30 protein-coding genes and 3 pseudogenes are annotated in these 26,961 nt (G+C 71.8%); 17 read left to right on the top strand and 16 right to left on the bottom strand.

Going from position 1 to position 26,961, the window contains the following annotated elements; genetic code table 11:
• Window positions 1-125: 125 nt before the first annotated feature.
• A complete protein-coding gene (locus EAO73_RS14375; RefSeq protein WP_147971909.1) occupies window positions 126-1,013 on the top strand; it encodes an endonuclease/exonuclease/phosphatase family protein in 888 nt (295 codons plus the stop codon).
• Window positions 1,014-1,016: 3 nt separating this feature from the next.
• On the opposite strand, the gene EAO73_RS14380 is transcribed toward EAO73_RS14375, so the two are convergent.
• Window positions 1,017-1,304 carry a hypothetical protein gene (locus tag EAO73_RS14380; RefSeq protein ID WP_147971910.1) on the bottom strand — a complete coding sequence of 96 codons (288 nt, stop codon included), beginning with the start codon at window positions 1,302-1,304 and terminating at the stop codon, window positions 1,017-1,019.
• A 173-nt stretch (window positions 1,305-1,477) separates the two neighbouring features.
• Between EAO73_RS14380 and EAO73_RS14385 the strand changes: the two genes are divergently transcribed.
• The 4 genes from EAO73_RS14385 to EAO73_RS14400 all read left to right on the top strand — a co-directional run bounded on the left by EAO73_RS14385 (window position 1,478) and on the right by EAO73_RS14400 (window position 5,672).
• Window positions 1,478-2,233: a (5-formylfuran-3-yl)methyl phosphate synthase gene (locus EAO73_RS14385; protein WP_147972027.1), complete on the top strand. Its 756-nt coding sequence runs from the start codon at window positions 1,478-1,480 to the stop codon at window positions 2,231-2,233.
• Between the two features lie 111 nt (window positions 2,234-2,344).
• Window positions 2,345-3,649 (top strand): aldehyde dehydrogenase family protein, encoded by a 1,305-nt coding sequence (locus tag EAO73_RS14390; RefSeq protein WP_318153263.1) that lies wholly within the window; start codon window positions 2,345-2,347, stop codon window positions 3,647-3,649.
• Window positions 3,646-4,758, top strand: coding sequence for an NAD(P)-dependent alcohol dehydrogenase (locus EAO73_RS14395; protein ID WP_147971912.1), 1,113 nt, complete (start codon window positions 3,646-3,648; stop codon window positions 4,756-4,758). Before EAO73_RS14390 ends, EAO73_RS14395 begins: the two co-directional genes overlap by 4 nt.
• Complete coding sequence (locus EAO73_RS14400; protein WP_147971913.1) at window positions 4,755-5,672, top strand: class I SAM-dependent methyltransferase; 918 nt, start codon at window positions 4,755-4,757, stop codon at window positions 5,670-5,672. The genes EAO73_RS14395 and EAO73_RS14400 overlap by 4 nt, the downstream gene beginning before the upstream one ends.
• Window positions 5,673-5,675: 3 nt before the next feature.
• Here the strand turns inward: EAO73_RS14400 and EAO73_RS36555 are convergent.
• The 4 genes and pseudogenes from EAO73_RS36555 to EAO73_RS14420 all read right to left on the bottom strand — a co-directional run.
• Window positions 5,676-5,798: pseudogene (locus EAO73_RS36555) on the bottom strand (alanine acetyltransferase); the annotation flags it as partial.
• A 28-nt stretch (window positions 5,799-5,826) separates the two neighbouring features.
• Window positions 5,827-8,121, bottom strand: a complete 2,295-nt coding sequence (locus tag EAO73_RS14410; RefSeq protein WP_147971914.1) for an excinuclease ABC subunit UvrA — start codon at window positions 8,119-8,121, stop codon at window positions 5,827-5,829.
• Window positions 8,122-8,197: 76 nt separating this feature from the next.
• Window positions 8,198-9,571: a glycoside hydrolase family 76 protein gene (locus EAO73_RS14415; RefSeq protein WP_147971915.1), complete on the bottom strand. Its 1,374-nt coding sequence runs from the start codon at window positions 9,569-9,571 to the stop codon at window positions 8,198-8,200.
• Between the two features lie 195 nt (window positions 9,572-9,766).
• Complete coding sequence (locus tag EAO73_RS14420; RefSeq protein WP_412074594.1) at window positions 9,767-10,360, bottom strand: NADPH-dependent F420 reductase; 594 nt, start codon at window positions 10,358-10,360, stop codon at window positions 9,767-9,769.
• A gap of 37 nt (window positions 10,361-10,397) precedes the next feature.
• Here EAO73_RS14420 and EAO73_RS14425 point away from each other — a divergent pair, with 37 nt between their 5' ends.
• Window positions 10,398-10,820 (top strand): VOC family protein, encoded by a 423-nt coding sequence (locus EAO73_RS14425; RefSeq protein WP_147971916.1) that lies wholly within the window; start codon window positions 10,398-10,400, stop codon window positions 10,818-10,820.
• Window positions 10,821-11,038: 218 nt separating this feature from the next.
• A pseudogene (locus EAO73_RS14430) lies at window positions 11,039-11,806 on the top strand (prephenate dehydratase); the annotation flags it as partial.
• Here the strand turns inward: EAO73_RS14430 and EAO73_RS14435 are convergent.
• Window positions 11,730-12,944, bottom strand: a complete 1,215-nt coding sequence (locus EAO73_RS14435) for an alpha/beta fold hydrolase (protein ID WP_224756297.1) — start codon at window positions 12,942-12,944, stop codon at window positions 11,730-11,732. The pseudogene EAO73_RS14430 and the gene EAO73_RS14435 overlap by 77 nt on opposite strands.
• Window positions 12,945-13,238: 294 nt before the next feature.
• Here EAO73_RS14435 and EAO73_RS14440 point away from each other — a divergent pair, with 294 nt between their 5' ends.
• A complete protein-coding gene (locus EAO73_RS14440) occupies window positions 13,239-13,430 on the top strand; it encodes a hypothetical protein (RefSeq protein ID WP_147971918.1) in 192 nt (63 codons plus the stop codon).
• An 82-nt stretch (window positions 13,431-13,512) separates the two neighbouring features.
• Here the strand turns inward: EAO73_RS14440 and EAO73_RS14445 are convergent, their stop codons facing one another.
• Window positions 13,513-13,746 carry a hypothetical protein gene (locus EAO73_RS14445; RefSeq protein WP_147971919.1) on the bottom strand — a complete coding sequence of 78 codons (234 nt, stop codon included), beginning with the start codon at window positions 13,744-13,746 and terminating at the stop codon, window positions 13,513-13,515.
• Window positions 13,747-13,758: 12 nt separating this feature from the next.
• Window positions 13,759-14,700 carry a LysR substrate-binding domain-containing protein gene (locus EAO73_RS14450; protein ID WP_147971920.1) on the bottom strand — a complete coding sequence of 314 codons (942 nt, stop codon included), beginning with the start codon at window positions 14,698-14,700 and terminating at the stop codon, window positions 13,759-13,761.
• An 80-nt stretch (window positions 14,701-14,780) separates the two neighbouring features.
• Between EAO73_RS14450 and EAO73_RS14455 the strand changes: the two genes are divergently transcribed.
• Entirely contained in the window at window positions 14,781-15,701 is a 921-nt protein-coding gene (locus EAO73_RS14455; RefSeq protein WP_224756298.1) for a serine/threonine dehydratase, read from the top strand.
• Window positions 15,702-15,713: 12 nt separating this feature from the next.
• Here the strand turns inward: EAO73_RS14455 and EAO73_RS14460 are convergent, their stop codons facing one another.
• Together EAO73_RS14460 and EAO73_RS14465 are read right to left on the bottom strand one after the other, a co-directional pair.
• Window positions 15,714-16,370 carry a maleylpyruvate isomerase N-terminal domain-containing protein gene (locus EAO73_RS14460; protein WP_147971922.1) on the bottom strand — a complete coding sequence of 219 codons (657 nt, stop codon included), beginning with the start codon at window positions 16,368-16,370 and terminating at the stop codon, window positions 15,714-15,716.
• A 29-nt stretch (window positions 16,371-16,399) separates the two neighbouring features.
• Window positions 16,400-17,971, bottom strand: coding sequence for a glycosyltransferase family 39 protein (locus EAO73_RS14465; RefSeq protein ID WP_147971923.1), 1,572 nt, complete (start codon window positions 17,969-17,971; stop codon window positions 16,400-16,402).
• Between the two features lie 317 nt (window positions 17,972-18,288).
• Between EAO73_RS14465 and EAO73_RS14470 the strand changes: the two genes are divergently transcribed.
• Together EAO73_RS14470 and EAO73_RS35935 are read left to right on the top strand one after the other, a co-directional pair.
• Entirely contained in the window at window positions 18,289-18,714 is a 426-nt protein-coding gene (locus tag EAO73_RS14470; RefSeq protein WP_147971924.1) for an organic hydroperoxide resistance protein, read from the top strand.
• Between the two features lie 299 nt (window positions 18,715-19,013).
• Window positions 19,014-19,166, top strand: a complete 153-nt coding sequence (locus EAO73_RS35935) for a hypothetical protein (protein WP_191134061.1) — start codon at window positions 19,014-19,016, stop codon at window positions 19,164-19,166.
• A gap of 75 nt (window positions 19,167-19,241) precedes the next feature.
• Here the strand turns inward: EAO73_RS35935 and EAO73_RS14480 are convergent, their stop codons facing one another.
• On the bottom strand, window positions 19,242-19,805 hold the full coding sequence (locus EAO73_RS14480) for a CGNR zinc finger domain-containing protein (RefSeq protein WP_147971926.1): 564 nt from the start codon (window positions 19,803-19,805) through the stop codon (window positions 19,242-19,244).
• Window positions 19,806-19,909: 104 nt separating this feature from the next.
• Between EAO73_RS14480 and EAO73_RS36560 the strand changes: the two are divergent.
• Window positions 19,910-20,077 (top strand): annotated as a pseudogene (locus EAO73_RS36560) (formate dehydrogenase); the annotation flags it as partial.
• Between the two features lie 227 nt (window positions 20,078-20,304).
• On the opposite strand, the gene EAO73_RS14490 reads toward EAO73_RS36560, so the two are convergent.
• Window positions 20,305-21,060 carry a vWA domain-containing protein gene (locus EAO73_RS14490; RefSeq protein WP_147971927.1) on the bottom strand — a complete coding sequence of 252 codons (756 nt, stop codon included), beginning with the start codon at window positions 21,058-21,060 and terminating at the stop codon, window positions 20,305-20,307.
• A 144-nt stretch (window positions 21,061-21,204) separates the two neighbouring features.
• Here EAO73_RS14490 and EAO73_RS14495 point away from each other — a divergent pair, with 144 nt between their 5' ends.
• Together EAO73_RS14495 and EAO73_RS14500 are read left to right on the top strand one after the other, a co-directional pair.
• Window positions 21,205-22,182, top strand: a complete 978-nt coding sequence (locus tag EAO73_RS14495) for a DUF6083 domain-containing protein (protein WP_147971928.1) — start codon at window positions 21,205-21,207, stop codon at window positions 22,180-22,182.
• 186 nt (window positions 22,183-22,368) lie between these two features.
• Entirely contained in the window at window positions 22,369-22,929 is a 561-nt protein-coding gene (locus EAO73_RS14500) for a hypothetical protein (RefSeq protein WP_224756299.1), read from the top strand.
• A 57-nt stretch (window positions 22,930-22,986) separates the two neighbouring features.
• Here EAO73_RS14500 and EAO73_RS14505 read toward each other — a convergent pair whose 3' ends face one another.
• Window positions 22,987-23,445, bottom strand: a complete 459-nt coding sequence (locus EAO73_RS14505) for a MarR family winged helix-turn-helix transcriptional regulator (RefSeq protein ID WP_147971929.1) — start codon at window positions 23,443-23,445, stop codon at window positions 22,987-22,989.
• Window positions 23,446-23,506: 61 nt separating this feature from the next.
• Here EAO73_RS14505 and EAO73_RS14510 point away from each other — a divergent pair, with 61 nt between their 5' ends.
• Window positions 23,507-23,875, top strand: a complete 369-nt coding sequence (locus EAO73_RS14510; RefSeq protein ID WP_147971930.1) for a VOC family protein — start codon at window positions 23,507-23,509, stop codon at window positions 23,873-23,875.
• Between the two features lie 137 nt (window positions 23,876-24,012).
• Complete coding sequence (locus EAO73_RS14515; protein ID WP_147971931.1) at window positions 24,013-24,516, top strand: lamin tail domain-containing protein; 504 nt, start codon at window positions 24,013-24,015, stop codon at window positions 24,514-24,516.
• Between the two features lie 140 nt (window positions 24,517-24,656).
• Here the strand turns inward: EAO73_RS14515 and EAO73_RS14520 are convergent, their stop codons facing one another.
• Window positions 24,657-25,007: a winged helix-turn-helix transcriptional regulator gene (locus EAO73_RS14520; protein WP_224756300.1), complete on the bottom strand. Its 351-nt coding sequence runs from the start codon at window positions 25,005-25,007 to the stop codon at window positions 24,657-24,659.
• Here EAO73_RS14520 and EAO73_RS14525 point away from each other — a divergent pair.
• Window positions 24,940-25,347: a RidA family protein gene (locus EAO73_RS14525; protein ID WP_147971933.1), complete on the top strand. Its 408-nt coding sequence runs from the start codon at window positions 24,940-24,942 to the stop codon at window positions 25,345-25,347. The two genes, EAO73_RS14520 and EAO73_RS14525, sit on opposite strands and share 68 nt — an antisense overlap.
• Window positions 25,348-25,362: 15 nt before the next feature.
• Here EAO73_RS14525 and EAO73_RS14530 read toward each other — a convergent pair whose 3' ends face one another.
• A complete protein-coding gene (locus tag EAO73_RS14530) occupies window positions 25,363-25,959 on the bottom strand; it encodes an NADPH-dependent F420 reductase (RefSeq protein WP_147971934.1) in 597 nt (198 codons plus the stop codon).
• Between the two features lie 31 nt (window positions 25,960-25,990).
• Window positions 25,991-26,788, bottom strand: coding sequence for an inositol monophosphatase family protein (locus EAO73_RS14535; RefSeq protein WP_147971935.1), 798 nt, complete (start codon window positions 26,786-26,788; stop codon window positions 25,991-25,993).
• Between the last annotated feature and the right edge of the window lie 173 nt (window positions 26,789-26,961).

The raw sequence follows: 26,961 nt of genomic DNA on the forward strand, positions 1-26,961 counted from the left end.
CCGCCCGGCCCCGCCCGACCGGGGCCGGGAGAACCGTGCGGCGCCCCCGCGAGCGGTCTGCTCGCGGGGGCGTCGCGCGTCCCCCGGGCGCGGGCGCCGCCGCATAGGTGCGAGGATGCCGCCGCATGGTCCACGGAGGAGCGGAGCAGGACATGGAACTGACGATCGTGGTGCAGAACCTGGCACACGGAGGGCTGCGCAACGGCGTGGGTGACCCGGAGAACCGGTGGCCCCGACTGGCTGAGCGGATAAGGAGTGCGGGCACACCCGACCTGGTGCTCCTGCAAGAGGCGGCCGACTGGGGGAAGTACGGTCACCGGCAGTTGGGGCAGGCGATGCGGGACCTGGACATGGACGCCCTGCCGCTTCCGCCGTGCGGTTCCGGGATGCCGCCGGCCGTGCTGTACCGGCGCGAGACGGTCGGCCGGTGGCTCAACTGGAACACCGACTTCGCGCAGGAGACGTTGCACGGCTTCGGTGTCGCCGTGTTCGACGTCGGCCTGCCCGCCCCGCTCGCGGTCGTATCGGCGCACCTGAATCCGTTCGTCGCCGACAAGGCGCGCGACGAGGCGAAGCTGATGGCGACCCGGGCGCTGCGCTACGGCCCGTACGGCATCGTGGCCGGCGACATGAACTACCCGCCGGCGGACCCGGACAGCCCCGCCCCCGACTACGCGGCGATGCTGCCGTACAACCGGTCGGCCCGGACCCGGCTGCCCTCCGAGTCGGGCGGACGGCTGGTGCCCGACCGCCGGGTGACGGAGGTACTGGCGTACACGGGCTTCGTCGACGCGGCGGCCAGGCTGTACGAGGAGCGGGGCGAGAAGGAGCTGCTGCGCAGGACCGCGTCGGACGACCGGATCGACCAGCTCTGGGTGTCGGCACCGCTGCGCGACACCGTGGTGGACTACGCCCTGCTGGACACCCCGGAGGGCGCGTCGGACCACCACGGCCTCGTGGTGCGGCTGGACCTCGGCCGCGCGGCCCGCGACAACGTGTGGGAGTACCGGTAACGGTCAGCCGAGACCGCGGTGGGCGGCCCACAGGGTGCCGGCGCGGCTCGCCGCGTCGGCGACCAGGGCCGCCAGTTCCGGCCGGTCCGGCACCGGGAACGACACATAGGCGCCCCGCCCGCCCTCCACCGGCCGTCCGTACGCCTTCACGGCGAGGTGGCCGTCGGGGAGGAGGCGGACGTTGAGGGTGCTGAGGAGGAACGTGGTGTCGCGCCGGGTGTCGGTCCAGCGCAGGTCCGGCGGGACCGTGACGTTGATCGCCAACGCGCTCACTTCCAGATCGCTGCTCATCCCCGCATGATCCCACGGTGCTTCCCTGCGCCGGGGTGTGCGGCGCATTGCGCGTGAGGGCCGTGCTCCCGGGGGGTCCCGCGCGCTCTACCGGGGCCCGTGGGCGGCGGAAATGATGAGCACACCGCAGGTCGACGAGGTGATCCGCACCTCAGCGGTGGAAGGAGCCCATGGTGTTGCTTCTCATCTCTCCGGACAGCGTCGAGGAAGCCGTCGACTGTGCGAAGGCGGCGGAGTACCTCGACATCGTCGATGTGAAGAAGCCCGACGAAGGGTCGCTCGGCGCCAACTTCCCCTGGGTGATCAGGGAGATCCGGGAAGCCGTGCCGGCCGGCAAGCCGGTGTCCGCGACCGTCGGAGACGTCCCGTACAAGCCCGGCACGGTGGCGCAGGCGGCGCTGGGTGCCGCCGTCTCCGGGGCCACGTACATCAAGGTGGGGCTCTACGGGTGCACCACGCCCGACCAGGGGATCGACGTCATGCGGGCGGTCGTGCGGGCGGTGAAGGACTACCGTCCCGAAGCACTGGTCGTCGCCTCGGGGTATGCCGACGCCCACCGCGTCGGGTGCGTCAACCCGCTCGCCCTGCCCGACATCGCGGCCCGGTCCGGCGCCGACGCGGCCATGCTCGACACCGCCATCAAGGACGGGACGCGGCTGTTCGACCACGTACCGCCGGACGTCTGCGCCGAGTTCGTCGGGCTCGCCCACGCCTCCGGTCTGCTCGCCGCCCTCGCGGGCAGCGTCAAGCAGGCCGACCTGGCGACGCTGACCCGGATCGGGACGGACATCGTGGGTGTGCGCGGGGCGGTCTGCGAGGGCGGCGACCGCAACGCCGGACGGATCCAGCCCCATCTGGTGGCCGCGTTCCGGGCGGAGATGGACCGGCACGCCCGGGAGCACGCGGCCGGCGTCACCGTCGCGGGCTGACCGCCGGTGCCGGCCTTCGATGCGGTGGCCGGGGCTCACGCGCCCGGCCGGACCGCCGGGTTCGCCGTCGTCGACCCGGCCACCGGGGAGACCTTCGGCGAGGCCCCCGACATGCGCCCGGACGAACTGGACGCGGTGATCGGCCGGGCCCACCGGGCCTGGCCCGGCTGGCGGGCCGACCCCGCCGCCCGGACCCACGCGCTGCTCGGCGCGGCCGACGCCGTGGAAGCGGCGGGCGACAACCTCGCTCGGCTGCTCACCCGGGAACAGGGCAAACCACTGTCCGAGTCGTACGCGGAGACCGCCCGCACGGCGGCCCGGCTGCGGTACTTCGCGGAGCTGGCGCCGAGGACCAGGCGGATCAGCGACGGCCGGCCCGTGCGCAGCGAGATCCGCTGGCGTTCGCTGGGGCCCGTCGCCGCGATCGTCCCGTGGAACTTCCCGCTGCAACTGGCGGCGGCGAAGTTCGCGCCCGCGCTCGCGGCGGGCAACACCGTGGTCCTCAAACCGTCCCCCTTCACCCCGCTCGCCACCCGGCTGCTGGGGTCCGTCCTCGCCGCCGTCCTGCCCGAGGACGTACTGACCGTCGTCACCGGACGCGAACCGCTCGGTGCGCGGCTGGCCTCCCATCCGGGCATCCGGCACGTCACCTTCACCGGTTCGGTGCCCACCGGGCGGGCGGTCGCCGAGGGGGCGGCGGCCTCCCTCGCCCGGGTCACCCTGGAACTGGGCGGCAACGACGCGGCGGTCCTGCTGGACGACGTCGATGTGGAGGGGATCGCGGACCGGCTGTTCTGGGCCGCGTTCCGCAACTGCGGGCAGGTCTGCATGGCGGTGAAGCGCGTGTACGCCCCCGCCCGGCTGCACGCGGACGTGGTCGAGGCGCTCGCCCGGCGGGCGAAGTCCGTCGCCGTCGGCAGCGGGCTGGACCCGGCGACCCGGCTGGGCCCCGTCAACAACGCCCCGCAGCTGGCACGCGTGGAGGAGGTCACCGAACGGGCGCTGGCGGACGGAGCCAGGGCCGCGGCCGGCGGCCACCGGCTGGACGGACCGGGCTATTTCTTCGCTCCGACGATCCTCACCGATGTCCCGCCCTCCAGCGCGGTGGTGACGCAGGAGCAGTTCGGGCCGGTGCTGCCGGTGCTGCCGTACGGGAGCCTCGACGAGGCCGTGGACGCGGCCAACGGCACGGGCTTCGGGCTCGGCGGCTCCGTCTGGGGCACCGACCTGGACCGGGCCGAGGCGGTCGCGGACCAGCTGGAGTGCGGGACGGCCTGGATCAACCATCACGCCGAGTTGTCCCTCGCCCAGCCCTTCGCCGGGATCAAGGACAGCGGGGTCGGCGTGGCGGGCGGGCCGTGGGGGCTGTACGGCAACCTGCGCCCGTTCGTCGTCCATCGCCCGGAGGACGCATGACGACGAGATTCCGGGCGGCGGTGCTGCGCGCGTACGAGGAGCCGTTCGCGGTCGAGGACGTCGTCCTGGACACGGAACCGGCGCCGGGCGAGATCCTGGTCGAGATCGCGGGCGCCGGGATGTGCCGGACGGATCTCGCGGTACGGCGGTCGGCCGGCCGCAGTCCGTTGCCCGCGGTCCTCGGCCACGAGGGGGCCGGGGTCGTCGTCCGGACGGGCGGCAGCCCGGACACGCAGATCGGTGTCGGCGACCACGTCGTGCTGAGCTTCGACTCCTGCGGGCACTGCCGGAACTGCCGGGGCGCGGCCCCCGCGTACTGCGACTCCTTCGCCGCCCTCAACCTCTTCGGAGGGCGGGCGGACGAGCCGCCCCGGCTGACCGGCGCGGACGGAAAGGCGCTGGCTCCCCGGTGGTTCGGCCAGTCGTCCTTCGCCGAGTACGCGCTCGTGTCCGCCCGTAATGCCGTGCGCGTGGACCCGGCGCTGCCCGTGGAACTGCTCGGGCCGCTCGGCTGCGGCTTCCTCACCGGAGCCGGGGCGGTGCTGAACACCTTCCGCGCCGGACCCGGCGACACGCTGCTGGTGCTCGGGGCCGGGGCGGTGGGGCTGGCCGCCGTCATGGCGGCGGGAGCGGCCGGTGTGCCGGTCGTGGCGGTGGACCGGTATCCGAGGCGGCTGGAGCTCGCCGAACGGTTCGGCGCGGTCCCGCTCGCCGCCGACGCGTCCGGGCTGCCGGAGCGCGTCCGCCGGCTGACCGACGGCGGCGCGCGGTACGCGCTCGACACGACGGCGTCGCCGCCGCTCATCAACGACGCGCTCCGGGCACTGCGCCCGACCGGCATCCTGGGCCTGGTGGCGCGCCTGCACAGCGCGCTGCCGCTGGAACCGGGGACGCTGGACCGGGGCCGGAGCGTCCGCCACATCTGCGAGGGGGACGCGGTGCCGGGGCTGCTGATCCCCGTACTGACGCGGCTGTGGCAGGCCGGCCGCTTCCCTTTCGACCAGCTGATCCGCACCTATCCCCTGGCCGACATCAACGAGGCCGAACGCGACTGCGAGGCGGGCCGGGTGGTCAAACCCGTCCTGCTCCCGGAGGGAAGAACCCGATGAACGAGGCAATCGGCACCACGGAATCACCACGGCCGGACACGGAGGGGGTGGACGGGGGCGTGGGCCTGACCGCACTGCTGGTCGCCGCCTCCCGGGCGATCGAGAGTAACCGCCGCGACAGCCTGGCCCAGGACGTCTACGCCGAGCACTTCGTACGGGCCGCACCGGCGTGCGCCGAGTGGCCGGTGCGTATCGAGCAGGTCCCGGACGGGGACGACAACGCTCTGTGGGGGCGGTTCGCCCGCTACTTCGGTCTGCGCACCCGGGTCCTCGACGACTTCGTCGTACGGTCGGTGCTCACCGGGGCCCGCCAAGTGGTGCTGCTGGGAGCCGGTTTGGACACCCGGGCGTTCCGGCTGGACTGGCCGTCCGACTGTGTTTTCTTCGAGATCGACCGGGCCGGTGTGCTCGCGTTCAAGCACCAGGTGCTGACGGAACTGTCCGCCGCGCCGAGGGTGAAACGCGTGCTGGTTCCGGTCGATCTGCGCGATGACTGGGTCTCCGCGCTGACGAGTTCGGGCTTCGACCCGGCCGCGCCGAGCATCTGGCTGGCGGAGGGCCTGCTGTTCTATCTTCCGGGCCCCGCCGAGACGTATCTCGTGGACACCGTGGACCTGCTGGCCACCGAGGGCAGCGCCCTGGCCTTCGAGGCGAAGCTGGAGGCGGACCTCATGGCGTACCGCGACAGCGCGATCTACACGGCGACGCGGGAACAGATCGGCATCGACCTGCTCGACCTCTTCGACAAGGGCCCGCGTCCCGACTCGGCGGGCCGCCTCGCCGCCCGGGGCTGGTCCGCGTCGACGCACACACCGTTCGAGTTCACCCGGCGGCACGGACGCGGTCCGCTGCCGGAGCCGAACGACGCGCTGGAGGGAAACCGGTGGGTGTTCGCGTACCGGAGACGGAGGTGAGGGCTACGGCAACTCGCTTGTGAGCCAGACGACTTCGCCGTTCTCATCCATGGACAGGTGATCCCGTACGAAGTCGAGCTTCTCCAGGACGCGGAGTGAGGGGGCGTTCCACGTGGCGACGGCCGCCCCCCGCTCCCGCGAGGGTCCTCCCGGCTCAGGCCTCCGGCGAGGAGGCGAGCCGGAGCGCGCGGCCGGTCAGCGAGGTGGCGTCGTCGAGCAGGGCGGCGGGGGTGCCGGTGAAGACGATCCGCCCTCCGTCGCTGCCGGCGCCGGGTCCGATGTCGATGACGTGGTCGGCGCGGGCGACGACGCGGAGGTTGTGTTCGACGACGACGAGCGTGGCACCGGCGTCCAGGAGGTCGTCGAAGAGCACGTTGATCCGGTCCACGTCGCTGGGGTGCAGTCCGGTGGTCGGTTCGTCCAGGACGATCCGCTCGCCGGCCATGTCATCCACCTGGCTGAGGTGGCGTGCCAGGAGGAGCCGCTGCTTCTCGCCGCCGGAGAGGGTGTCGAGGGACTGGCCGACGGCGATGTAGCCGAGCCCGACGCGTTCCTGCCAGGACATCGCGGCGGTGATGTCGGGGTCATCGGGGAACTGCTCGGCGCACGCGTGTGCCGCCATGCCGAGCACATCGGCGATGCTGCTGCCGTTGACGGTGACGCCGAGGGCGGTGTCGTTGAAGCGCCGGCCACCGCAGACGTCGCACGGGGTGGAGACGTCGTCGAGGAAGGCCAGTTCGGTGGTGAGGTGGCCCTTGCCGCGGCAGGCGGGACAGGCCCCCTTGGAGTTGAAGCTGAACCAGGACGGGTCGAGGCCCGACGCGCGGGCGAACGCGCCCCGGACGTGGTCGGCCACCCCGAGGACGGACAGCGAGGTGGACCGCACCCCGCCGCGCAGCGGGTCCTGGCCCACAACGGTGAACTCGGGGTGCTGGGAGGGGAGTTCAAGGGTGGCGAGTGAGCTCTTGCCGGAGCCTGCGACCCCGGTGACGGCGGTGAGGACGCCGTGGGGGATCTTGACGTCGAAGCCGGTCAGGTTGTTGGCCCCGGCCTTCCGGACGCGGGTGGAGCCGTGCCACGGGCGGGCGGTGGTCGCGACCTCCAGCGGGGTCCCGAGCAGGCGCCCGGTCACCGTGCCGCTCGTGCGGAGCGCGTCGGGTGTGCCCTCGAACTCGATCCGCCCGCCGTCGTTTCCGGCGCCGGGGCCGACGTCGATGACATGGTCCGCGATGCCGATCATCTGCCGGTGGTGCTCGACGACGAGCACGGTGTTGCCCGCGTCCCGCAGCTGGAGCAGCAAATGGGTGAGGAGGTGGACGTCCACGGGGTGCAGGCCGACCGAGGGCTCGTCGAACACATAGGTGACGTCGGTGAGGGCGCTGCCCAGATGCCGGACGATCTTCACGCGCTGGGCCTCGCCGCCGGAGAGGGAGGACGAGGTCCGGTCCAGGGACAGGTAACCGAGGCCGACGGAGCGCAGGGCGTCGAGGGTGGCGCGGATGCCGTCGAGGGCGGGTTCGACGCGCGGGTCGTGGGTGTCCTCCAGCAGTTCCCGCAGCCGGGTGACAGACAGGGCCGACCAGTCCGGGAGGGAGCGGCCGTCGATCAGGCTGGCACGGGCGGCCTCGTTGAGGCGGCTGCCCCGGCACTCCGGGCAGGTGTGGCGGGTGGTGATGCGGTCCAGTTCCTCGCGGACCTGCGCGGAGATCTTCGTCGGGTGGTTCTTGACGAACGTGTCGCGCATCCGGGTGATGACTCCGTCGAAGCGGGCGGTCTTCGGGAACTCCGGGTCCGGGTGCGGAAGCTTCATCTGCTCCGCGTGCAGGAAGAGGTCCATCTCCTCGTCCGTGTAGTCCTTCAGCGGCTTGTCGCGGTCGAACAGACCGCTGTACGCGAACCGCTTCCACCGGTACCCGCCGCGCCGGAACAGGCTGAACCGCACGGGCCCTTCGTCGATGGACTTCTCGGGATCGATGAGTTCGCCGGGGTCGATGTCGACGACGGTGCCGATGCCCTCGCACTCGGGGCACATCCCGGACGGGTCGTTGAAGGAGTACGCGGGCGTGTAGCCGGCCGAGGGTTCGCCGATCCGCGAGAACACCAGCCGCATCAGCGGCGCGACATCACAGGCGGTCGCCACGACCGAGCGGGCGTTCCCGGTGAAGCGGCGCTGGTCGATCAGTGCGGTGAACGTGAGTCCGTCCATCGACTGGACCTCGGGCGCGGGCAGCTGGGGCAGCCGGTTGCGTACGAACGTCGGGTAGGCGTCGTTGACCAGCCGTTGGGCCTCGGCCGCGATCGTGTCCAGCACCAGCGACGACTTGCCGGAGCCGGACACCCCCGTGACGACCGTGAGCGCCTTCTTGGGCACATCGACGGTGACGTCCTTGAGGTTGTTCGTCGCCGCGCCGATCACGCGGATCACCCCGGCCGCATGCTCATCGTTCACCTGGCGATCGTACTCAGCCGCCTGCGCCTTCACGGGTCGGCGCCCGGCATCTCGCGTGCCGGGCACCCCCGGAAGGTCAGCCGGTGGCGGCGTTGAGCAGGTCGAGTGCGCTCTGCTGGCAGCCGTAGTCGGTGGTGCCACCGCCTCCGTTCCAGTGCGGGCCGTACTGGTCGAGGGCGTTGCGGTCGCGGGTGTAGGCGCTGTCGGCCCAGCGGGTGAGGGGCGCGGCGTACGGGTGGTCGGACAGCGCACGGTTGAGGACGCCCAGGCCGCGCACATAGGCGCCCTTGAAGCTCGGGCCGTCTCCCGAGCAGCCGTCGCCCTCGCCGGGTTCGCGCAGGACACCGTCGGTCTGGAGCCGGACGGTGGAGGCGTCGGCCAGGCCGCGCGCGGTCGTCAGGAGGCCCGCGTCACCGGTGGCGCGGTGCAGTTCGGTCAGGGCGCCCAGGATGACGCCCTGGTTGTAGGTCCAGGTCGGCTGGCCGTTGTTGGCGCAGTTGCCGTCGAGACCGTCGTTGATCATGCGGTCCCCGTTGATCATGCCGCTCTGCCGGAACCAGTCCCACTCGTTCTTCGCCCGCTCCAGGTACACGGTGTCGCCCGGGATGCGGTTGTGCAGGGCCGCCGTGAGCCGGAGGAAGAGTTCGTTGGTGATGGCGTTCTTGTAGTTGCCGCCGGTGTTCCACCGGACCCCGCCGCCGCAGGTGCCGTTCCAGTTGGCGAACATGTGGTCCGCGTCGGCCCGTGCGGTGTCGAGGTAGCGGCTCTCCCCCGTCAGGTCGTACGCGGCGATCCAGGCGAGGCCCCACCAGCCGGTGTCGTCCAGGTACTCGTTGCGGAACTGGCCGCCCTGGGCGTTGATGTTCTTCTCGTACGTGTCCGCGATGGCGTAGCGGTAGCTGCCCATGCCGGTGATCCGGATGTTGTCGACGACGGCGGTCAGCGCGTTGGCGGCCGTCCACCAGCCGTTGCCGCCGAAGAGCTTGGTGCCCCGGTCGTACGACATCATCAGGGCGGTCGCGGCGGCGGTGCTCCTGCTGCCCGCGTTCCAGGTGGCGCGGGCCCAGGGGGTGCACGCGATGGCGCCTCCGCCGGCCGGCTGCCCGCAGGCCCGGAGCGCGCCGACACCCTGGGTGTTCCAGTCGTCCACGTTGTACATCTGGGTGCGCCAGCCCCGTCCCCCGGCCGGCACGGCGGTGTCGCCCAGCTTGCTGCCCGACGCCCAGGTCCTGCCCCCGTCCATGGACCGGTCGAGCCAGACGTGGTCCCCCTCGCCCCCGTTGTCGATGGAGCCCCAGCCCATCGCGTCGGTGTCGTCGATATGGAGGGCGATCGTGCGCGAGGAGACCGTGGCGGTGACGGGGATCCGCTCCTGCGGACTGAGCGACGGGTCGCGCGCGTCGCAGTACTTGTTGCACACCGCCGCCTCCGGCGCTGCGGCGGCCGGCACAGCACCAGCGAGAAGGGCGGACAACGTTGTCAGCACGGCACCGAAGAGGGCTGCCCTGGATCGCGCAGGCTTCATGGGAGGACTCCCGGAACGTCTGGGGGGTGACGGAGGGCGCTCCGCCGGCGAACAGGAGAACGCTCTCCGACGCTAGCGAAGCGCCATGGGCACGTCAACGGCCCGTGGTGCCGGGCCCTGTCACCCCCGCACGGGGCCGGTCGCGTACGCCAGCGGGGGCGCGATCGCCTGGGCGTCCGCGCCCTCGCCGACCCAGAGCCCGATGAACAGCGCCGCCGTGGCCTCCAGGAGTCCCGCGCGCTCCAGCCCGCCGCCCGGCACGGGTTCGCACCCGGTGTCCCGTACGAGCCGGCGCACACGCGCGAGGGACGGTTCGTCGTCGCCGCACACCGGTACGGCCAGCGGCCGGCCGTCGAAGACGGGCGGGGCCATGCGCCACACGTCCTCGTGGCACAGGTTGAACGCCTTGACCACATGAACTCCCGGTGCCGCGCCGGCCAGTCGCTCCGCCGCGGAGCGGCCGTCGCGGGTCAGCAGCCGGAAGCCGGGGCCCACCGGGTTGGAGCAGTCGATCAGCGCCTTGCCCTCCAGGGGCCCGCACAGCTGCCCCACCACCCCGGCCCCGGCATCGAAGGGCAGGGCGGCCAGCACCACGTCACCGAATGCGGCCGCCTCGCGGAGCCCGGCGGCCTTCGCGCCGCCGCCGAGCCGCGTCGCGAGCCCCTCCGCCCTACTGACCCGGCGCCGGCCCGCCCAGGACCCCGCCCGCAGCACCGCACCTCATCGCATCGCACCCGCACAGGAGACCTCCATGCAGCCGACCACTCCCACCACGCCGACCGCCGCGATCACGACGACGACCCTCTCCCTCACCGTCGACGACGTCACCGCGTCCCAGAAGTTCTTCACCACCTACCTCGGCTACACGGAGCAGGCCGCCGCCGAGGGCTTCGCCTCCCTCACCCGCCCGGACGCGGCAGCCGACATCGTGCTGCTCGCCCGGGGCACGGAGATCCTGCCGCCCGAACAGCGCGACCGGCGCGCGACGGGGCTGATCCTGGCCCTCACCCTCGCCACCGGCATCAAGGACGAGGAGCGGCGGTTGCGCGAGGAAGGCGTGGAGATCACGATGCCGCTGCGCGAGGAGCCCTGGGGCGAACGCCTCTTCCAGGTCACCGACCCGAACGGCGTGATCATCCAGTTCGTGGAATGGGCCGCCCCGCAGGAGGCCTGAACGTCCGGGGCGTCCCTCAGTCGTGCTGGGCCTCACGGGCGGAAAGCAGGCCGATGCCGGCGGCCGCCCGGACCACGGGCCGACGGACGGCCGCCATGCCGGGAGCCAGCCCCTGGTGAGCGTGAGGGAGGCGAGTTCACCGATACTTCAGCGGGCACGGTACGCAACGGAGCTTCCGCCGCCCCACGACAGGATGTCCCTCAGGAAGGCTGAACGCGGTGACGACCGTCGCTTATCAGGGTGAACCCGGCTCCAACTCGGCGACCGCCGCGCACACCCTCTACCCGGACGCCTCGGGACACCCGTGCACCGGCTTCGAGCAGGCCCTGGACGCCGTGGCCCTGGGCGACGCCGACCTCGCCGTGATCCCGGTGGACAACTCCGCGGCCGGACGCGTCGCCGACGTGCACCACCTGCTGCCGGAGTCCGGGCTGTTCATCGTCGGCGAGTACTTCCTCGCCATCCGTTTCGACCTGATGGGTGTCCCCGGCGCCACCCCGGACCAGGTGGAGTGCGTCCGCAGCCACGTGCACGCCCTGGGGCAGTGCCGCAAACTGCTGCGGGAGGGTGGCTGGCGGACCCTGGTCTGCGACGACACCGCCGGGGCAGCGCGTGAGGTGGCCGAACTGGGCGACCCGCGGCACGCGGCCCTCGCGCCTCCCGCCGCCGCCGGGCTGCACGGCCTCGACGTCCTGCGCGCCGGCGTCGAGGACGACCCGGAGAACACCACACGGTTCGTGGTCCTCTCCCGCACGCCCGCGCCCGCCCCGGACCCGGGACAGCCGACCATGACGAGCCTCTTCTTCAGCGTGCGCAACATCCCGAGCGCGCTCTACAAGGCACTCGGCGGCTTCGCCACCGGCGGGGTGAACCTCACCAAGATCGAGAGCTATCAGATCGGCGCGGGGCTCAACGCCAGTCGCTTCTACGTCGAGGCCGAGGGCCACCCCGACGAACAGCGGGTCGCCCTCGCCCTGGAGGAACTGCGGTTCTTCTCCTCCGAGGTGCGCGTCCTGGGCGTCTACCCGGCCCATCCGCACCGGTTGAAGGGAGGTGGTCGGCGTCGACCACGGCCTGGGCGAAGGCGGTGGGCGCCTCCTGCGGCAGATTGTGGCCGATGTCCGCGATCGTGCGGTGCGCGTAGGGGCCGGTGAAGTGGAACCGGTAGCCCGAACCGTCCCCGGGCGGCGCGGTGAAGGGGTCGAGCGCGGCGTCGAGGGTGACGGTGGGCACGTGGATGGCGGGCTGAGCGGCGAGCAGCTTCTCGTGGCGCGCGTACCGGTGGTCCGTGTCGACCAGGCCGATGCGCCAGCGGTAGTTGAACAGCACGACGGCCGCGTAGTCCGGGTTCTTGAACGCCTCCGCCGTGCGGTTGTACGTGGCGTCGTCGAAGGCCCAGTTGGGGGAGACCAGGGTCCACACGTAGCGGCACAGCGCGAGCCGGCTCGTCTCGTCCTCCATGGCCGCCTTGCCCCGGGGGGTGGCGAAGTACCACTGGTACCACCACGTGCGCTCGACGGCCGGGTCGGCGGGTGCGGCCTGCATCTTGCGGTCGGTGATGAGGTAGCCGCTGGTGGAGACCAGGGACGTGACCCGCTCCGGCCACAGGGCGGCGATGATGTCGGCGGTGCGCGAGCCCCAGTCGAAGCCGGCCAGCACGGCCTTCTCGATCTTCAGCGCGTCCATCAGGGAGATGACGTCCAGCGCGATGGCGGACTGCTCGGCCGTGCGCGGGGTGTGGTGGGACAGGAAGGTGGTACTGCCGTGTCCGCGCAGGTACGGGACGATCACCCGGTATCCCAGGTCGGCGAGGAGCGGGGCGACGTCGACGTAGCTGTGGATGTCGTACGGCCAGCCGTGCAGCAGCATGACCACGGGGCCGTGGGAGGGCCCGGACTCGGCGTAACCGACGTTCAGGACACCGGCCTTGACCTGCTTGATCTCGCTGAATGAGGTGTGGGTGCCCGGGGTGATGGCCGGGACGGTGGGAGCCTGCGAGCCGCCGCCCGGCCGTGCGTGCGGGGCGGCGGAGGCGGAAGCGTCGGTTCCCAGGCCCGACAGCGAGACCGCGGTCGCGCCGGTGCCCAGTCCGACGGCCTTGCTGAAAGTGCGCCTGTTGATCATGTCAAACCTTCCGTCATGCGTGCATGCAGTGTCCGGCTCGTGCCCGCCGCGCCGTTTGCACCTGCCGTGCGGGAGTACGGGGCTGCGGGGGCACCGTGACCCTTGCACAGAAGGCTGTCACCTGTCCAGCAGGTGATGCGATGCGCGTGGCGAGGTCGACGCCCATGCTAGGGCTCCTGGGGTAAGGATTTCGTCACCTGTTTGACAGGTGGCGGTGGGCGGTAGATGCTGGCATCAGTCGCCCGGAGCGACGATGCGGGACACGATCCACGACCGAAGAAGTGGGGCAGGGGCATGGACAAGGAACTCGCCATGGACGCCGACGCTGCGGTGAGGCACATGCGCTTCGGCAAGCTCCCCGAGCGGATCCGCCGCGAGGACATGACGGCGGAGGTGGAAGCCGCACCGGGGGACGGGGGAGGCGCCTACAACCCCGAGAACTCGTGGAAGTTCTACTCGTGCGTCGCCCTCGATCTGGGCCTGTAGCTTCACCGATCGATCCCTTCGCCCCGCGCGGCGGGAGTGCGTGCCAGGCGTCGCGCGGCAGAGGGGAGTTTGACGACAGGCCCTAGCCGCGGGCGAGCAGAGCGAGGTTCCTACGGCGGGGCAGGAGGCGCGTGGTCAGGGTGAGGAGGCGGTTGGGCCTGGCCGGGACCGTGGTCGGGGCGTCGTCCTCGCGCAGGGCGCGCAGGGCTGCCGTGACGACCTGTTCGACTACTTCGCCCGCGCGTCGGAGGCCTACCAGGCCGCCGCCGAGCAGCTGCGTTCCGGCTGAACGGGCGTCACGTACGGGCGGCGTCACGTACGGGCGACGTCACGGCTCGCCCCGCCGGGGCCCGCGGGTGAGGCCGGCCGCGGAGGTGTGCAGGAAGGCCGTGAGCTCCAGGGCGAGTGCGGTGGGGCGCCGGCGCTGGACGATGCTGATCTCGCGGGCCGGAGCCGGACCGCGCAGCGTACGGACCGACACCCGGGAGCGGTCGGCGCCCGCGAGCAGGCTGCCGGGGACGAGCGCGATGCCCAGACCGGCGCCGACCAGCGCCAGGATGACGTGGTAGTCGGCGGACTCGTACGCGACGCGCAGCTCGACACCGGCCTGGCGGGCGAGGGTTTCCAGGCAGACGCGGTTCGGTACGCCCGGAGCGCCGGAGATCCACGTCTCCTCGCCGAGCCGGCCGAGGCCGATGCCGCGGTCCGCCGGTCCCCCGGCGAGGCGGTGGCCGGCGGGCAGCACCAGGTCGAGCGGGTCGTCGAGCAGCCGCTGCCGGTCGAGCCCCGGATGGGGCGTCGGGGTCACGCCGGGATAGCGGTGGGTGATCAGCATGTCCAGGTCGCCCGAGGTCACCAGCCCGTAGCCCTCGGGCGGTTCGATGTCGACCAGCGACAGCTCGGCCCGCGGATACCGGTGCTGGAGCGCGGCCAAGGCCGTCGGTACCAGTACCTGCGCCGCCGTCGCGAACGAGCCCAGCGCGAGACGCTGCGGCTGCGCCTCGATCGCGGCCTCGACCGCGGCGCGCGCCTGCCGGAGCTCCCCGATCACCCGCTCCGCGTGGTCCACCAGCACGGCGCCGACGGGCGTCAGGGTGACGCCCGTCGGGCGGCGTTCGAGGAGGCGGGCACCCAGCTCCGCCTCCAGCTTGGAGATCTGCTGCGAGAGCGCCGAGGGCGTGAAGGAGAGGGTGCGGGCGGCCTCGGCGATGGAGGCGGCGTGAGCCACTTCCATCAGGACCCGCAGGCGGTTGACGTCCAGTTCGCGCATCACCGCCATCGTAAGCGCTGCTAATGGGCCCCCAATGATCGTTGCTGGTGCTAATGGGCGAGCCGGTGAAGCATGGAGCCGTGAAGAACCCACCCCATGCCCTCGCCCCCGCTCCCGGTGACGTCCACGCGGCCGCCGACAGGATTCGTCCCTACGCCCGTCGCACACCGCTGCTCGATCTGGAGATCGACGGCCGGCGCGTGCTGCTGAAGCTGGAGTACCTCCAGCGCGGCGGCTCGTTCAAACTGCGCGGCGCGCTCAACGCGATGCTTTCCATGTCCCCGGACGACCATGTCGTGGCGGCGTCCGGCGGCAACCACGGCCTGGCGGTGGCGACGGCGGCCTCGCTGCTCGGCAGGGCCGCGACGGTCTACGTACCGGAGACGGCTCCGGAGGCGAAGGCCCGCCGTATCGAGGCCGCCGGGGCGCGGCTCGTCCGGCACGGCGCCGCCTTCGCCGAGGCCGCGTCGGCGGCGCTGGACGTCGCGGCGCGGCCGGGGCACCGGTTCGTTCACCCGTACGACGACCCGGCGGTGATCGTGGGTCAGGGCACGGTGGCGGCCGAGGTCGTGGCCGACGAGCCCGATGTCGACACGGTCGTCGCAGCCGTCGGCGGAGGCGGACTGGCGGCCGGTACGGCGCTCGCGGTCGCCGGCCGCCGTGTCGTCGCCGCCGAACCGGAGGACTGCCGCTGCCTGCACGACGCGCTCGCCGCCGGGAAGCCGGTGGACTCGGCCGTGGGCTCCGTGGCCTCCTCCGCGACCGGTGCGAGCCGGGTCGGCGAGATCGCCTTCGACGTCCTGACCGCACACGACGTGACGTCCGTTCTGGTCAGCGACGACGAGATCCTTCAGGCGCGCGACCGGCTCTGGGAGGAGTGCCGGATCGCCGTCGAACCGGCCGCGGCCATCGCGTTCGCCGCGTGGCTGGCGGGCCGGGTCCCCGGGAAGCTGCCGTGCCTGATCGTGTGCGGCGCGAACGCGGACTGGGTGGCGCGGTGAGGCCGGAGGCGTTCAGCCGAGGATGAGCGGGAGCCTCGCCGCCAGGTCGCCGAGCTCCGCCGTCTGCGCGGGGGTAGGTGTACTGCGGCCGGTGCCGATCCGTAGCGCGTCGGCGTCCGGGAGCGAGGCGGGGAACGCCGCGCCGGCGACGGACTCCAGCGCGGTACGCGCCACCGTGAGGGTGTCGGCGGGCGGTTCGGGGGCCGAGGGCAGGTGCGCCACCAGGTCGAGGTGGTGGAGGGTGCCTTCGAGGACGTACGCCGCCAGGTAGTCGGCGACGGTGAGGACCATGTCCTGGGTACCGACGAGGGCGGCCGGGTCGGCGAGCCCCGCCGCCCGGACGGCCGCCGAGCCGACGTCGTCGATGTGGTGCTTCAGCCACCTCGGTTCCCCGTACGCCGCCGCCAGCCGCGGGATCAGCGCGTCCAGCGGGTCGTCGCCCGACGGGGGCTCGGGCAGCAGCGTCCAGTAGCCGGAAGCGTCGGCCGTGGCGGGCGCGTCGGCGGGGGTGACCAGGGTGATCAGGACGTCCTGCGCGTCGATGACCAGGTGGCACACCAGGTCCCGGACGAGCCACCCCGTACAGCCGGAAGGTTTGCCGAAGTCCTCGTCGGGAAAAGCGGCCACGGCGTCGAGCAGCGCTGTCCAGGAACGTGAAAAGGGATGCATGCCCCCACGCTAGAGGCTGTCCGCACGCCTCATCCGTAGTGGCGGAGTTGCGGCCACATCTCGGCCCACGGGTGACGGGGGCCTGTGCACAGGTAGACGTGACCGCCCCATTCCACGTTGTGCACGCCGTACGGGTTGGTGAGGCCGGCGGCCACGGTGACGTGCCGGAAGTACCGGCGCAGCTCGGCGGCGTAGCCGGGGGCGTGCTCCGGACCGGGGGACACGGCCAGGACGGTCGTGGCCGCCGGGTTGCCCCCGCCCCACCACCAGTCGGTGTTGTGGGCGCTCACCGCGTGCGGCAGGGCGGTGCCGCGGCCGAGTTCGTTGATGGCGCCCGCCTCGCCGTAGTCGGCCGTGAAGATCACCGTGTCGGCGCGCTGCTCCCGCGGAAGGCCGTCCCACACCTGGCGTACGGTGCCGACGAGTTGGGGCCAGCCCAGGGTCTCCCCGGTGTTGGTGCTGACCCCGTACGTCCAGGCGACCGCCGTGGGCGGCAGGACCGGCAGGACGATCACGGCGAGCAGCGCGGTCGAGACGGCGGTCGCGGTCATGAGGGAGCGCAGACGGTCGCGACGGGCGTACAGCCACGCGTCGAGCCCGACGGCACCGGCCGCCAGCAGACATACGTACAGCCCGCCCAGGTAGTAGATCTGCGCGCCCGTGGTCACCGCGAAGAGGATGAACAGCACGGCGTACGCGGCGACCAGGCACTGCCACAGGGGCCGGCCGGAGCGCCACAGGAAGCGCAGGCCCCCGAACCAGAGGACCGCCGTGGCGAACCCGGCCGTGGCGAGCTGGCCGACGATCCAGGTGGGGATGTTCCCGGGGCCGCCGTTCTTCTCGTTCAGCGCCCGGGTCATCTCGAACATGGCCCAGTCGTGGTGCGCCTGCCACCACAGGTCGGGCAGGACGAGCAGCACGGCGAGCGCGGCACCGGCCAGAAGCCACCGGTCGGCCGCCGTGCGGCGGGCGGGGCCGAGCAGGACGGCGGCCAGCAGGACGATCCCGAAGATGCCGGCGAGGTGGTTGAACTCGGCGCCGACCCCGACGAGCGCTCCCACGGCGAGCCACCAGCGAGTGTCGCCGGTGCGGCCGATCCGTACGACCACGAGCGCGATGGCCGCCCAGGCCAGCACCTCGTACGCCGTGGTGTTGGCGATGTGCGCGCCGCCCAGGAGCACGGGCATGGCCGCGGTCGCGACCGCCGCGAGGAGCTGGGTCCGCCGGGCGCCGCCGAACTCACGCGCCGTCAGCCCGCCCACGACGACCGTGCCCGCCGCGGCGAGCGCGGGCCACAGACGCAGACCGGCCTCCGAGACGCCGAACAGCGACAGCGAGACCCGTGCCAGCAACGGGGCCAGCAGCGGCTGATCCACGTAACTCGCCTGGAGGTGCCGGGCGGAGTCGAGGAAGTACAGCTCGTCGATGTGGAAGCCGTAGCGCGTGGACAGCGCCATGAGTACGGCGAAGACCCCGCCGGCGACGGCGAGGACGCGCCGGTCCGGCGGCGGGAGGGGGCGGGCCGGCTCCCCGGCCGGGGCGGGGCCGGCGGTGTCCGGTCGGGGAGCGCCCGTTCCGGCCGTGTCCGTCTCGTCCGCCATGTGCATCCGCCCCCGGTTCCCCGCCTTCCCGGGTACGTCGTGTGCGACCCGGGCGGCCCACTCGCCGCGGGCCGCCCACACCCTAATCCCGTTCCCTGTCAGGGGGGTTGAAGGATTCAGGCGTCCTGCGGGGCGGCCCGTTCCACGAACCGTCGCCCGGCTGACCCCAGGACGAGACCGTCTCAACCGTCACCGGCTTGACGGGTGACGCAGGCGCCTGTCATGATTCCGTCACCGCCTCAACCGGTGACGGAACGGAAATCCCGGTCAGGAGGTGCCGTCAAACGTTTCTCGAACCGGACCAGGGAGCACCAGCCATGGCAGTCACCTACACCGCCGTTGTCGATGTCGACGGAGAGGGCCGCAACGGCGGTCGCGTCAGCTCCTCCGACGGTCTGCTGACGACCGCCCTCGCCATCCCCAAGGAGCTGGGCGGCGCGGGCGGCGCCACCAACCCCGAGCAACTCCTCGCGGCCGGGTGGGCGGCCTGCTTCCTCGGCGCCCTGCGCCGCGCCGCGGCCGAGCGCAAGGTCCGGCTGACCAGCACGACCATCACGGCGGAGATCACCCTCACCCACGGCGACGACGGGGAGTTCTCCCTCTCCGCGGTCCTCAACCCCGTCCTCGGCGGCGTCGACCAGGCCACCGCCCAGCAGCTCGCCGACGCCGCGCACCAGATCTGCCCGTACTCCAAGGCCACGCGCGGCAACATCCCCGTCAGCATCCGCGCTGCCGCGGCCTGACCCCCCGAACGCGGGTCCCGCATCCCTCCAGGCCCCCCGGATGCGGGACCCGCAATCTCCTCCGGTGGGGCTCACACCACTCACGGCGAGCAAGGACAGCAGATGACCCTCAGGAGACATCCACGTCGCGCCGGTGACGGCGGGGCCCCCGGCCGTACCGCCGCCGGGCCCACCGACGTCCAGGTGTGGCACTGGGCGCAGAGCGCGGTGTTCGGGGGATACGGCCCGTCCGCGTCGAGCTTTCAGCCGGCCTCACCGCTGTCGGAGGCCCCCCGGACACCGGCGGACCGCCTCGCACCGTGACACGTATCCCGGCCCGCCGCGCCGCCGGCGGAACGAGCGCGGATCAGGCGTCCGCCCCCGTCTGCGGCACCGACGGCACCGAGGCGGCGCAGGACGCCCTGATGGCCGGGCTGCTGCTGCGCCGTCTCGCGCCCGAACACCGTCGATGAGGGACGGCGCGCAGCCCGGTTCCACTCGGGATCCTGTAGCCCCCTGCCGTGAACCCCGCCCGCGCCCGCGATCCGTCAGCTCGCGGTACCCGCCGCCGCGGTCTTCTTGCGGGCCCGGTAGGCGGCGGCCTTGTACTTGTTGCCGCAGGACTCCATGCCGCACCACTGCCGCCGCATGCCCCGGGACCGGTCGATGTAGACACGCGTGCACTCGGGGTTGCCGCACTCCTTCAGCAGGGGCACGTCCGGGCCGCTGAGCAGCTCGACCGTCTGCCGGGCGACGGTGGCCAGGGCCTGGGCGGGCGTTGCGTCGGTGTGCCGGCCCGCCCGGGTGAGCTGGGGCGTTACGGGAAGCTCGCGTGCGGCCCCGTTGAGCACGGCGAGCGCCTCGCGGTCGAACTCCTCGCCGAGGCGGCGGTCGGTGATCAGCCGGTAGGCGGCCTCGCGTACGGTGACCGCTGCCCGGACGTCGTCCTCGTCGCCGGGAGTGATCGTGTCCACGAGCCCGGACTCCAGGTACCAGGCGTTGAGCCGGTCCGGGGTCACGAACATATCGAAGCGCGTGGAGCGCCGGGCCCGGAGGGTGGCCGCGAAGTCGAGCGCCGGATTCCCGCAGACGAAGACGTGGTTAAGATTCACGTCACCATTCTGACAGGTGACCCTGTCGGGGTGCAAGAACTCGTCCCCGTCCGGGCCTGTTCCCCTGGTCAGGGGCCGCCCGGCTCTCGCGCGCCGCCACCGGGCTGCGGGCCGTCCGCGCACGTCGCAGGTCGCCCGGGGCCCATCCGGCCGGGAAGTTCAACGCGGGTGAGAAGATCTACGCGGGCTGGATCGCCGGAGCCGTGCTGGTGATGATGTTCACCGGCCTGCTGATGTGGTTCATGGGGCTGAAGTCCCGGCAGATGCGCACCCGCACCGCCTGACGGATCCCCTACCCGAGGTACCGTCCCGGCCCGCGCCCCGTGGCGCGGGCCGGCCGCACGTCCTCTTCCCGCGCCCCGGAGACGGACCGACGTTCACGCCGCGTGCGTGTCCGGCCCGCCCAGTACGTCCCGCAGGAACCCGTCCCAGTCGAGTGCGGCCATCTCCCTCTCCGTCGTGCAACCCTTGCCTTGCTCGCCAACGGCAACGCCCTGCACTACGGCGCCCACTCCAGCACCCGCGCGGCGCGCGCCGCCTCCAGCCACTGGGGGAACTCCTGCAGAAGCTGGTCGAACAGCTGATCGTCGTCGACTGCCCCCGGAGTGCGGCCCGCGTGGAAGAAGCCGGCGTTGTCGACGACGCGACGGGCCGGAACAGCGAGGGTGTCAAGCTTGCGCAGGAACGCGAACTCGTTGTCCTCGGGATCACCGAACCCGATGAACTGCCAGAACAGCGGCAGCCGGGCCGCTTTGCAGAGATACCGTTCGGCGGCGAACCTGCTGGTCGGCCCGCCGTCGGTCTGGAAGACGACCAGGGCCGGGGCACTGCTGTCCGAGGCCATGTAGTGGTCTATGACCGCGTCCATCGCCCAGTGGTAGTTCGTACGGCCCATGTGACCGAGACTCTCGTGCATCGAATTGACATGCCCGTGGTGCCGGCCCAGCTCCAGATCGGTGGACCCGTCGACATCCGTGGAGAAGAACACCACCGGGACGACACCGTCGTCGTCGAGGTGCGCCGACAACGACAACACCTGCTCGGCCAGGCGCTGCATGGTGCCGTCCCGGTAGTAGGGCCGCATCGACCCGGAACGGTCCAGCACCAGATAGACGGCGGCCCGCGTGCCCTCCAGCCCGTGCGCACGCACACTGCTGCCCGCTGCCTCGTAGAGGGGCACCAGATCGGGCGCGTACTCGATCACCTTGGACAGACTGATGGCCGGATCGGATTCCCGGCTGTTCGATGAACTCACGTCCCCATCTTGAGGCCAGGCCGCCGGAGACCACCCTCCCCGTTCCCGGTCACCCGTTCGGGGGAACCCGCGTCCCGTCCGAACGCCCTGGCATATTCTGCGATGTCGCGGGCACGGCCCGCGGGACCGGAACGAGGAACAGCTGTGTCGTTGCATGTGCACCGTTCGAACCACACCCGGCTTCTGCGCCGCACGGCCGCCGACCGCTGCAAGTACTGCGGCACACCGATCGAGTGGTTCGAGCGGTACGACACGCTCAGGATTCCGCTGTCGCCGGAGTTCCCGGCGCACCCGGTCCCGCCGAGGATGCACTGGCACCTGTTCAAGGGGGTCGCCTACCCGGGCAAGGACCCCGTGACCGGATACTGCCGCATCCCGCACCCGGCCATCTGCCCCGCCGCCGAACACCCCGATCTCCCGGAGGAACTGCGGGACGTGGTGGCCCGCCTGGCCACCCGGATGCGAGGCCGCATCGACCGGGGCGAGTTCGTCCCGTACGTCGAGCCCGTCATCGAGGAACAGGTCGCCACGCCCGACCCCGAGAAGGTCCAGGAACAGCGGCACGTCATCTCGTACTACGGCACGCTCCGCCTGGCACCCTGCGAGGTGCACGAACTGCAGTGCATCTCGACGGACACGCGGAACGGGGAGCGCTGCCGGAACGGTGTCTTCGACGTCGAAGAAGGCAAGTGGGAGGAAGTGGACGTCCCGCACGCCCCCGGCCGGCAGGGGCAGCAGATCCTCTCCCTCACCGGCGGCCGCATGTGGGCCTGGGTCATCAAGGACTTCAACTGCCTGCGCCGCTGGTGGAAGCAGCAGTGCGTCGACCACTTCGGCTCCGGCGCACCGGACCACGTCGCCTTCGAGCTGATCCAGTTCCAGCCGCTGCTCCACGACCAGTACATCCTGACCGAGCGGCCCGAGGGCTACGACCCCGCGCCCGTCGGGCAGGACATCGTCATCCACGACGGCCCGACCGGGGACAGCACCGTATGCGCCGGCCCCGGATGCTGGCACTCGACCATGGGCAAGCAGCCCGCCGGATGGCGGTGCTGGGACTGCGAGCGGCGGGAACGCCGCAGGGCCCGCACCCGCCGCAAGTGGACGCGCCCCCAGGCCTGACCCTCCTCCGCACCGCCCACCCGGCCGCCGCCCTGATTGACACAGCTGCTCGGTGGATCCTTGCGCGTGCGAAAAAAGGCATCTGCACCACTAAACGGTGAACATCGCCGCTATGTCCCTTGAAAGGGCGCCGAGTTGGAAAGTGTGGCCCTGCTCCTCAAAGAGGCGCACGGCCAACCCAAGGAGATGACCTTGAAGCGTGTCCCGTTCCGCCGGTCCGCAGCACTGATGGCCGCAGCCGCGGCCCTGATCGCAGGTCCCGCACTCTCCGCCCACGCCATGACCCCCGCCGCCCCGGGCGGGCAGCAGACCTACGCCGGACAGGCGCGTGCCGTCGGCCTCACCGGCCAGCAGGCCGGGGAGCTCCAGCGGCAGGTCGACGCGGTTCTCGCCCAGCAGCCCGGGGCCCGCCAGACGTCGGCGAACACCCTCGCCATCCCCGGCGGCACCCTCACGCTCCCCGCCCCCGGACAAGCCGAAACCCGCGACCTGGCCTCTCCCCGTACGGCCCTGGCCTGCGCCAACGGCCACCTGTGCATCACGGACGGACGCGGCGTCAACTACGACTTCTACCGCTGCGGCTACTACGACTTCAACGGTGTCGGCGACGGCACCTTCAACAACAACCAGACCTCCGGCACCCGCGCCCGCTTCTACAACAGCGACGGCAGCGAACGCTGGTCCCACGTGGCCAAGGGCACCGGCACCGCCTCCTGGACCCCCGTCTTCCACATCCGCCCCTGCTGATCCCCGCCGCTGCCCCCACCCCCCTTCCGGCGGTGGGGGCAGCCGCATGAGCGAGGGCTACGCGTCGCCGTTCCGGTCGCGCAGCGAATCGGTCATGCTCCGCAGAATCCGCAACGCCCCCGACTGCTCGGCCTCGGTCATACCGGCCAGCATCCGCACCTCGACGGACCGCACCGCCGCGCTCGCCTGCTTCAGGCTCTGCCGGCCGCGCGGAGTGAGCCGTGCGGGAAGGGCCTTGCCGACAGGCGCCTCCGCAGGCCTGGTCACGTAGCCCTCTCGCTCCAGGGTCTGGAGCAGTACGTTCATCGACTGCCGCGTCACGAAGGCGCCGCGCGCCAGCTCGGAGTTCGACAGGCCCGGCCGTTGGGCCAGCAGCTCCAGGCAGGAGTAGTGCGTCACGCTCATCCCGAGCGGCCGCAGCACCTCGTCCATGGCGGTGCGCAGAGCACTCGAAGCCTCTTTCAGCAGGTAGCCCAGTGAAGTGTCGAGGTCCACGCCCGCGCCGTCTTTGCTCATGTCAGGATTCTGACATACCGTGGGTGTGTCAGTAATCTGACACGAGCGAAGGAGCACCCTCATGCCCGCCACCGGCCCCGACTTCATCTCGCTGCAAGTGCGCGACCTCGACGCTTCGCAGGCGTTCTACGAGCAGTACCTCGGCCTCATCCGTTCGCCGGCCGGGCCCCCGCACGCCGTCGTCTTCGAGACGAAGCCGATCGCGTTCGCACTCCGGGACATCGTTCCCGGCACCGATCTCGCATCCGCCGCCCGGCCCGGCATCGGTGCCGCGATCTGGCTCAACGCCACCGACGTCCAGGCCATCCACGACGCGCTCGTCGCCGACGGCCACACCATCGCCTCCGCGCCGGTCGACGGCCCCTTCGGCCGGACCTTCACCTTCGCCGACCCCGACGGCTACCACGTCACGCTCCACGACCGCGCCTGAGCGGGCGGCCCACTCCGTATCCGAGCACCCCCCGAACTGTCACCGAACACGCTTACCCCACCATCTCTTCACCTGATGGTCACATTTATAGGTAGGCTCCGGGACGCTGCATCCGCACCACAGAGGGGGGACTCCTCATGCGTATCCGTCATGCCCTGGCCGCCACCGCGACCGCCGCTTCGGTCATCTCGCTCGGCCTTGTGGCCGGCGCCCCGGCCCAGGCGGCCGAGTACTCCTCGGCCCTGAAGATCAAGGGCGTCCAGTACGACGCCCCGGGCCGCGACTCCAACAAGTGCTCGGGCGGCAACGCCGCGAGCGAGTACCTGACGATCAAGAACTACTCGCGCACCGCGACGGTCAACCTCAAGGGCTACGTCGTCAAGGACGCCGCAGGCAACAAGTTCACCTTCAAGTCGACCCACAACCTGCAGCCCGGCGACTACATCAAGCTCCGCGGCAACCGCGGCACCGACTCGGACGCCAAGAACGTCGTCTACCGCCAGAACTGCAACTTCATCTGGAACAACGACAAGGACACCATCTACCTCTACAAGCCCTCCGGCGCCCGCGCCGACGTCCATTCGTACACCAAGAAGGCCAACGACCGCGACGGCAACGGCTACATCACCTACCACGGATAGACCCGGCAGACGGCGGAGCCCTCAGCGGTGACGGCCACCGCGAGGCGGGGAGCCCCCGAGGGCTCCCCACGCCCGCAATGTCGGCCACGCCGCCCGGAATCCGCTCATCCCGGCCCCCACTCCTCCAGGACCGCGGCGCATCACAGCCGGGCGTCCTCGCGTTCGTCGAAGTCCTCGCGTGCGCGCTCGATGGCGGGCATGTGCCGCGAAGTCCAGGCCAGCAGGACGTCGATGGGCTCCCGCAGGGTCTTCCCGAGTTCCGTGATCCGGTACCTCACGGCCACGGGGCGCGTGGAGACGACCTCACGCTCGATCACACCGTTGCGTTCGAGCCGCCGGAGCGTCGTGGTCAGCGACTTCTGAGTGACCTGAGGGATGGCCCGGCGCAGCTCGTTGAAGCGGCACGGGCGCTCGCAGAGGTCGTTGAGGACGGCGAGTGACCACTTGTCGAGCACCTGGTCGAGTAGTTCGCGGCGCGGGGCCGTGGGCACCGGGACCAAGCACGTACACGTCAGCGGCCAGATCGCGCGCAGGCCCGACGGAACCCCCGTCGCGCCCGGCGATCTGGCCGGACAGATCGCTCAGGCACTGCGCAACACCGCCATCGGACTGGCGGGCGCCGACGCGACCTTCGCGGACGTGCTGCGCCTGACGTTCTACGTGACCCAGTGGGCCCCGGAGAAGATCGGCGACTTCATGGCCGGAGTGGAGGCCGTCGCCGAGGAGATCGGGCTCCCGGCCCCCCTGCCTCCGGCCTCGCTCATCGGCGTCGACTACCTCTTCGAGCCGGATGTGCTCGTCGAGGTCGAGGCGACCGCCCTCCTGGCCTGACGGCCCGCGCGCGGATCAGCGGGCGATCGAGACCGCGAACGGCGCGAACCCGCTCGCCCGGATCACGTGCGGCACGAAAAGTATCGCGGCCTCGGTGGCGCGGGCGGTCCGGATCCCACCGAGATCGGTGATCCACTCCTCGCGCCAGCCGAGGTCGCCCAGCAGCTCACGTACGGCCTGCTTGGCCTGCGCGTCGTCGCCGGACAGGAAGGCGTCGGGCGCCTGCGCCAGGGCGCCGGGCGCGGTCATCACCGGGAAGAGCATCGTGTTGAGTGTCTTGACGACACGTGTCTCGGGCAGCGCTTCCTGGAGCTGCTCGGCGAGGCTGGAGCCGGGATGGATCAGGTCGGCGGGCAGTCCGTCGGGCCCGTCGGTGGTGGCGTTGGAGACGTCGACGAGGATCGTGTCGCGCAGTTCCTCGCGCAGCGCGGTGAGCCGCTCCAGCGAGCCGGCGCCCGGGGTGGCGTTGATGACGACCTGGGCCGTCCGCGCCGCCGACGCGGCGGCGCCCGGTGCGCGGCCCACGGCCGTCACGTCGTGCCCTGCCTTGGTGAGGGCGGTGGCGAGGTTGCCGCCGACGCGGCCGTTTCCGAGAACTGCGATCGTGCTCATATTGATCAGGTCCTTCCTTGTGCGCGGATGATCAGCGGGAGAGTGTGGTGACGGCCTGGGCGTGGACGCCGGGCGCGGCGGCCAGGAAGCTGTCGCTCTGCGGGGTCCAGGGGCGGCCCTCGGCGTCGGAGATCCGTCCGCCGGCCTCGGTGACGAGCAGCGCCCCGGGCAGCAGGTCCGCGCGGGCTCCGGCGAACTGCCAGAAGGCGTCGATGCGGCCCGCGGCGACGTTCACCAGATGCAGGGTCGCGGGCACGGAGGTCCGCACGACGAGCGCGTCGAACAGCATCGCGGTGATCGAGGAGCCGACGCGCCGCACGACCTTCTCGTCCTCGTCGGGGCGGGCCTGGCTGGTGGCCACGAGCCCCAGACCCAGGTCCGTGGCCGGCGAGACACGCAGCGGCCGTCCGTCGAGATGAGCGCCCCCGCCGTCGAGCGCGGTGTACGTCTCCCCCGTCAGCGGCACATGGACCACCGTGAGCACCGGCCGGTTCTGCCGCACGAGGGTGGCGGTCACCGCCCACTCCGCCAGGGCGTGCAGGTGGTTGACGTTGCCCTCGGCCGGATCCACGACCCACCACTCCCCGGGCGGCAGCGCCCCGCCCTCGAGCTCGTCCTCCACCCACCCGGCATCCGGCCGCAGACCCGTCAGGGCGGGGCGCAGGATGCCGAGCGCCGCATCGTCGTTGACGGCGAGCGCGCTCATGAGCTCCTCCCGGGTCTCGTAACGGACGACGTCACCGAACCGCTCGCGCAGTACCGACCCGGCCTTGCGTACGGCCTCCACGGTCAGGCGGAGGAGGTCTGAGTCGGGAAGGGTTTCGGACATGGCTGTACTCCCGTGTGCAGAAGGTGAGTTGAGGCGATCGGCCCGAGCTGTTCGCTCCGTCCCGCGCTCTGCTTTCGACGGTATAGAGGCCCATGATTAACTTCAAATGCATGTCAGGCACGCCTGGCATTACTCTCATGCAAGTGAAACCGGGCTACGGCGCGGCGTACCCG

Origin of the sequence: Streptomyces sp. col6 (assembly GCF_008042035.1) — a bacterium.
Lineage (GTDB): Bacteria > Actinomycetota > Actinomycetes > Streptomycetales > Streptomycetaceae > Streptomyces.